8 protein-coding genes are annotated in these 5,912 nt (G+C 63.9%); all 8 read right to left on the reverse strand.

Annotated features, from left to right (window positions below; all coding sequences use genetic code 11):
- Window positions 1-371, reverse strand: a 371-nt coding sequence (locus tag VBE63_RS23655) for a hypothetical protein (protein ID WP_323685476.1), incomplete at its 3' end; no start/stop codon positions are given.
- Window positions 352-1,263 carry a lipid A biosynthesis acyltransferase gene (locus VBE63_RS23660; protein ID WP_323685477.1) on the reverse strand — a complete coding sequence of 304 codons (912 nt, stop codon included), beginning with the start codon at window positions 1,261-1,263 and terminating at the stop codon, window positions 352-354. The genes VBE63_RS23655 and VBE63_RS23660, both read right to left, overlap by 20 nt.
- Window positions 1,264-1,280: 17 nt before the next feature.
- Window positions 1,281-1,571 carry an ACP dehydratase gene (locus VBE63_RS23665; protein WP_323685478.1) on the reverse strand — a complete coding sequence of 97 codons (291 nt, stop codon included), beginning with the start codon at window positions 1,569-1,571 and terminating at the stop codon, window positions 1,281-1,283.
- Entirely contained in the window at window positions 1,561-2,826 is a 1,266-nt protein-coding gene (locus VBE63_RS23670) for an AMP-binding protein (protein WP_323685479.1), read from the reverse strand. Before VBE63_RS23670 ends, VBE63_RS23665 begins: the two co-directional genes overlap by 11 nt.
- A 97-nt stretch (window positions 2,827-2,923) precedes the next feature.
- Window positions 2,924-3,505: a hypothetical protein gene (locus tag VBE63_RS23675; RefSeq protein ID WP_323685480.1), complete on the reverse strand. Its 582-nt coding sequence runs from the start codon at window positions 3,503-3,505 to the stop codon at window positions 2,924-2,926.
- A 20-nt stretch (window positions 3,506-3,525) separates the two neighbouring features.
- Window positions 3,526-3,834: a phosphopantetheine-binding protein gene (locus tag VBE63_RS23680; RefSeq protein WP_323685481.1), complete on the reverse strand. Its 309-nt coding sequence runs from the start codon at window positions 3,832-3,834 to the stop codon at window positions 3,526-3,528.
- A 137-nt stretch (window positions 3,835-3,971) separates the two neighbouring features.
- Entirely contained in the window at window positions 3,972-4,727 is a 756-nt protein-coding gene (locus tag VBE63_RS23685) for a class I SAM-dependent methyltransferase (RefSeq protein ID WP_323685482.1), read from the reverse strand.
- Between the two features lie 12 nt (window positions 4,728-4,739).
- The gene (locus VBE63_RS23690) at window positions 4,740-5,843 is read right to left on the reverse strand and encodes a hypothetical protein (RefSeq protein WP_323685483.1); all 1,104 of its coding nucleotides are present in this window, start codon (window positions 5,841-5,843) and stop codon (window positions 4,740-4,742) included.
- Window positions 5,844-5,912 lie beyond the last annotated feature (69 nt).

The following is a 5,912-nucleotide window of genomic DNA, read 5'->3' on the forward strand; positions in this document are numbered from 1 at the left end:
ACCATGGCCTCTAGCGGGGCGATGTCGGAGACCAGCAGTTCGTCGACCACGCGACCGTTGGCGATCAGCTGCATACGGTCGCCGTCCAGTACGAAGCCCTCGTCTTGGTCGCTGATGCGCTGGATCTGGTCTGGAGCCTCGTAGACCAGGGTGCCGCTGGTGCTGATGGCGGTGTTGATGAGGCCCGACTCCAGCGTCTCCTGATAGCTGACCTCGACTCGCTGTACGCGCCCGAGTAGCGCCATCAGCGCCTCCAGGTCTGCAGGCTGGGCAGCGCTGCCGGCGCGTGGCAGGCACAGTAGCCAGGCGCCGAAGACGAGCCAGGTGAGTGGCTGTCGCAACGGAGATCGATCAGCGCTGAGACGCGTCATGGTCCTCCTCCCAGAAATCATAGAAATTGAACCAGTTGAACGGTGCATTGCGGGTGTGATGCGCGAGCCGATCGGCATAGCGCTGCAGCCATTGCTTGAGCGCTCGGTTGCGTTGCGCACGCGGGCCGAGCTCGATGCGCTCGGCCAGCAGTTCGAAGTGGACATCATAGCGGTTGCCGCCCCGATAGAGTCCGAAGAACAACACCACTGGCACGCCGGTCACCGCAGCCAGGCTGATGGCCCCGGTAGGGAAGGCTGCGGGGGAGCCGAGGAAGTCGCACTGCAGGGTGGGTTCACCGACGCGATGGCGGTCGCCAAGCAGACCGACGGCATAGCCGGCATCGAGACTCTCTTTGACCGCGAGCAGCGGTTGCGGGCCGTCCAGAGGAATCACCGACGCCGACACGGCCGGGTTCAGCGCATGCAGAACTTCAGTGATGATGCGATTGTGGGATGGGTACATCAGTATCCGCAGCGGCATCTGGGCGTCATCGATGGCGAGTGCGCGCAGGACTTCGAAGCTGCCCAGATGTGAGCCCAACAGGAGGAAGCCCTGACCGGCAGCGACCCGCTCGAGCACCAGTTCCGGGCAATGCAAGCGAATATCGAGCCGCTCACGGCGCCCGGCGAGCAGGAATACGCGGTCCAGGATGGTGGCGGCGAAGCTATGAATATGGCGGGCGACATCGGCCAATCCAGCGGGCCGTCCCAATACGCGGCTTAGGAATCGTTGAGAGGCACGCCGCTGTGGCCTGGCCTTGATTAAAAAGTAGAGCGTGATCGGATACAGCAGGGCGCGGGCCGGCGTGCGGCCTAGATGAAGTGCGATCCAGAGGATCAGGCGCACCGCTCGGCTGCTGCCGCGCTCAGGGTGGCTGGACCAGTCGGACATCCCTGACACCGACCCTGTCAGCGCTGCTCGGGTGCGGGCAGCAGCACCCCTGAGCAGACCCTTTCATCACTGCGGGTGCAGTCGAAGCGCATCGCCGGCCCCTGGCTTGCAGGTGTGAAGCGCACCAGGAGCCTATCGCCGGGGCCTACCGGCTGCAGGAATTTGGCGCTCGTGATTGCTGCCACTGGGGCGCCGAAGGCGACCAGAATCAGGTCGAGGAGAAGCGCCCCTGGCACCAGCGGTAGGTCCGGGAAGTGTCCCGGGAAAACGGGGTGGACGGCGGGAATCTCGATCTGCTCAGTGCGCATCGCTTGAGTTCCCAGCCTGATGTCGGAGGAGTTGCAGCAGCGCTTCGCGTGGCAGCTTACCAGCCTCATTGCGGGGTAAGCGCGCTACCAGCAGAATGCGTCGCGGATAGAACACCGGATCGATGTGGCCCGCCAGGCCATGGATGATGGACTCACGGTCAAGCCCAGGCGCGACGGCGACGACGGCGAGCCGGCCAACAGGGTCACCATCCGGGTCCGGGGCGATGAAGACGCCGTCCCGCACACCCTCGATGGCGTTGAGCTTCGCATTGAGGTTTGCCAAGGATGCACGCTTGCCGCCGACCTTGATCATGTCCGCGGCTCGCCCGAGCAGCAGGAAGCGGCCATCTGGATGAATCTCGATCACATCAGCGAGCGCGACTCGACCATGGATGAAATCGGCGCTGACGCTCAGACCATCCGCGTCACGGTGTGGACGGACGCTGTCGTACCAATGCCAGAGCCGATCTCGGCAGGTCTCACGACTGGCGATGGAGCCGCTCTCGGTGCTGCCGTAGATCTCGCGGACTTGAGTGGAGAACACTGCCTCGACGTGCTGCGCCAGTTCGTCTGACAGTGGCGCGGTGGCTGAGATGACCTGCTCCACCGCTGGCCAGTCAAGTCCCGACTCGACGCAGGCCGCCAGGTGCACCGGTGTGGTAACGAGCAGGCGCGGCGAGGCTGAGCGGGTCAGTGCTGCGCGGATGTCGGCCGGATAGAATGGGCGTACCGCTGCAACCCGAGCGCCGAGGGTGAAGGGCAGCAGGATCGACAGCTCCAAACCATACATGTGCTGGGGTGGCACGGTGGCGATGATGCTGTGTTGCGGGCCGAAGCCGAAGCGCCGAGCTGCGGCACGGGCGCAGCCGACGAGGTCGCCCCAGCGTTTGGGCTGGGGCCTTGGCTGGCCGGTGCTACCCGAAGAGAACGCGATGAAGGCCTGCCGGGTGGGCTCGATGAACGGCATCGCCGGCGTCTCCATGGCGGGCGGTGCCGTGATCTGCTGTGTCGGCAGCGTCAGCCCCTCGACTGGACTGTCCGTGACACAGAGTGCATCGGGATAGTCCTTGGCGATCTCATGGCAGGTGGCGGCGAGCCGGTTCGGTGGAAACAGGCTGATGGCACCACGCATCAGCGCCGCAGCGAAGGTGAGCGCGAACAGGTAACGATCGTTGCACAGGTTGATCAGATGGGCATTCGCCGGCAGGCTCTGGCTCAGCGCTGCGGCGCGGGCTAGGAAATCAGCACCAGACACGGGACCGGATGTGGTCAGGAACAGCGTCCGGTCAGCCTGAAAGCCAGGCAGGAGGGCTATGGGCTCGGATGACGCTGACACGCGGTTAAACCCAGTGTCATTGCAGGTCTAGGCGCAGCGATCCGCGCAGCGAATCGAGGAAGGGCGTGTGCTCCAGATCGCGGAGCACCAGGCGGCGAATCGGGTACTCGATGACGAACAACAGTGCGATCAGCCCATAGTTGATGAAGTTGGCGAACAGTGACCAGACCAAAGGTGGCGCAAAGAGTCCCAGCAATAGGCATTCAAGACCCATGAGCACAAAGAAGAGGGTCCAGACCAGGGTCAGCCGCTGTCCGTAACGCGCAACAGGTTCTGGCAGTTCGCCGCGCATGCGCTCGCCGATGCGGGCGATCAGTGCGGTACGACCGGGCAGCAGGGTGCGGCCGAACACCCAGGCTAAGCCGAAGGCGATGACTACGGGCGGGACCGTTTGGAGCAGGTCCGCCTTGTCCTCGAAATGGCCGATGACCGCGGCGGCGAGGCAGCCGAGCGATAGCAGCATCAGCACCGGCGAGCGGGCGCCTAGGAGGAAGCCGGCGCCCAGCACCAGGGATAGCCATGCAAGACCGACCGCCGGGACATCGAGCAGGGTGCCGATGTGGCTGACCAAGGGATAGGCGATTGCAAGGACGGTCACAAGAGGCGCCGAGCCGGTCATCAGGCGCCCTGTTGCGTTGCGATCTGTTGCGTTGCGATGTGCGCGGCGAGATGTCTGAGTGAGGCAAAGATCTGCTGGATGTTGGGGTCTTCAGAGCTGATCGTTAAGCCGTACTCTTTGGAGATGGCGAGTGCGAGTTCCAGCGCGTCGATGGAATCCAGCCCGAGACCGCTGCCAAAAAGGGCGTCGTCTGGGTCGATCGTCGTAACGCCCACCTCTTCGAGGTGCAGCGTGCGGATGACGAGCGCCTCGACCTGTTCGAGCGAGGTCACTGAATTTGTCGCGTGAGTTGTCGCGTTCTCTTCCATGTCTTACCGAATTTGTCAGGAGCATTCATCGCTGGACCAACATTCTGCACCGCGAGCAGGAACAGGGCAACCGGGGTGGCCTTTGGCCTTTGTGGGTGACTGCGGTTGCGAGCCGAGGCCGCTGGCAACCTTGTCCGCTAGTGTCGCCGGGCGTTGTATTCAGTGAGCAGTGAAAACGTCACCGAGCGCTGCACATCGATGAAGCCCGCCGCCTCGAGGGCCGACATGACCACGGCAGGTGGCAGGCATCGATCGACAGTGTCCCAGTAATAGCGCATGAGCCGGCGGGCATCGTCGCTGCGTGTCACTAAGGATGCGAGTGTTGGTACGAGGTGCTTGAGGTAGAGTTTTGTGAACAGATAGCCGCTGCGAGAGGTCGGCGGCACCATCTCTAGGATGAGCAATCGCCCATTCGGCTTCAGGATACGTGCGAATTCCGCGAACGCGATGCTGAGATCGGCCACATGACGCAGCGCATAGCCCATGGTGACCACATCGATACTGGCGTCGGGCAGTGGGAGCTGCTCAGCGATCGCAGCAACCCGGTGGTGGACGCCACGTTCGGCAGCCGTCGCTAACATGGGCAAGCTCGGGTCGAGGGCGATGACCTCGCCGTCGTCGCCGATCAGATCCTGTGCGTGAGCGGCCATGACACCGGTGCCGCAGGCGCAGTCGAGCAGACGCTGTCCTGGCTGCACGCCGGCGCGGATCATCGCCTCTCGGCGATACTGCTCGCCGCGGTTCAGGCTCATCCAGGCATTGATCCGGTCGTAGCTGCCGGCCGTGCGGTCGAACAGGCTGCGGATGTAGCCGACGCGGTCTTCGGCGCGGGCGTAATGCTCGGTGAGCACGGGATGTGGCGCCAGCGTTGTGCGCTGTGGCTGTTGGTCCATGGGGGTTGCCTTTCAGTAGCGAGCGGGCTCGATGCGGGTGAGGCGGTTTGGGCTTACGTGTGGCGCGCTGCTGTGTGCCTCGATCTCGATCTCTAGCGCGCGTCGACAGATCGCGCCCTGTAAGTACATGATCTGTGATTGTGCACCGGCCCATTCGAACAGCCTCGGTGCGATCTCGGGCAACCGTCCTGGGTCGCGCAGGTAGACCTTCAGCAGCAGTCGCGGATTGCTGAGGCCCTGCGGTGAGCCTTGGCCCTGTTCCCTGAGTATGTCGAGATTGCGGAGGGTCTCGTGCAGCTGGCGGCCCAGGTTGTGTGGGTGCATGGTGACGTGGCCGACGATGCTAGCCGTTCCGGAGATGGCCAGTTCCAGGCTCTGCTGGGGGCCGATATAGCGCATGGCACGGGCGAACGATGGCGGCCTTGGGCTGTAGGGCAGCGGATATTCGTAAGCACGGATCTGTCGCGGGTTCTCGATCGGCGTGCCGGGCTGACGACTGGCCAACAGATGCACCGACAGACCCGGCGCCGGGCTGCCGATGGCCGTCGCTGCGGGGAATTGGTGCGCCGGGACGTCAGCATCAGTGAACGCTTGCGCGCGGCCTAAACAAAAGGCCTGGTAGCGTTCCAGACCACGCTCCTGCTCGTTGATCCTGGGGAGGTAATTCCAGATACGCAGCAGCTCTGGGCATTGGCTGTCGCGAACGAAGGCGAGGAGTCGACCGTAGGCGGCGCGCGTCAGCTGTGCCAGGTCGGTGCCGGCGGGCTCGTCGATGAGCAGATGAGCGAACAGGAAATCGCCGCTGTAAACGTACCCGATATCACCAGACCAACCGCTCGTCACCGGGCCTGTGGACAGTCGCCAACGCTCGCGATTGCAACCACTGATGGGTGGAGTACCGATGACGATGCGGCGCGGGTTACTGCTACTGCGTTGGTGCCTGGGACCAAAGCCGATGTCGGCAAGGAGCGTGCAGTCAGCGGTCGCGTTGTCCGACTCGTCGGTGTGGCCGTAGTCGTTGTAGACGGTGTCGTAGGCCAGCATCGGCACCTGGACTGTCTTTTTACTCCGCAGCTTGCGGCCGAGTCCCTCGGAGCGAGCGGGCGCGCCGCTCATGATGCCTTTTCCGCGACAGCGAGCACTTCCGTTGGCTCACCCGCGCTTGCGCGCGGGAATCGGAGACGG

This window comes from Lamprobacter sp. (genome assembly GCF_034860625.1).
Classification (GTDB): Bacteria; Pseudomonadota; Gammaproteobacteria; order Chromatiales; family Chromatiaceae; genus Lamprobacter.

Bases quoted from the DNA above. Each gene is read 5' to 3' on its own strand.
- VBE63_RS23660 (WP_323685477.1), bottom strand. From the start codon at position 1,263: ATGTCCGACTGGTCCAGCCACCCTGAGCGCGGCAGCAGCCGAGCGGTG.
- VBE63_RS23680 (WP_323685481.1), bottom strand. From the start codon at position 3,834: ATGGAAGAGAACGCGACAACTCACGCGACAAATTCAGTGACCTCGCTC.
- VBE63_RS23665 (WP_323685478.1), bottom strand. From the start codon at position 1,571: ATGCGCACTGAGCAGATCGAGATTCCCGCCGTCCACCCCGTTTTCCCG.
- VBE63_RS23690 (WP_323685483.1), bottom strand. From the start codon at position 5,843: ATGAGCGGCGCGCCCGCTCGCTCCGAGGGACTCGGCCGCAAGCTGCGG.
- VBE63_RS23685 (WP_323685482.1), bottom strand. From the start codon at position 4,727: ATGGACCAACAGCCACAGCGCACAACGCTGGCGCCACATCCCGTGCTC.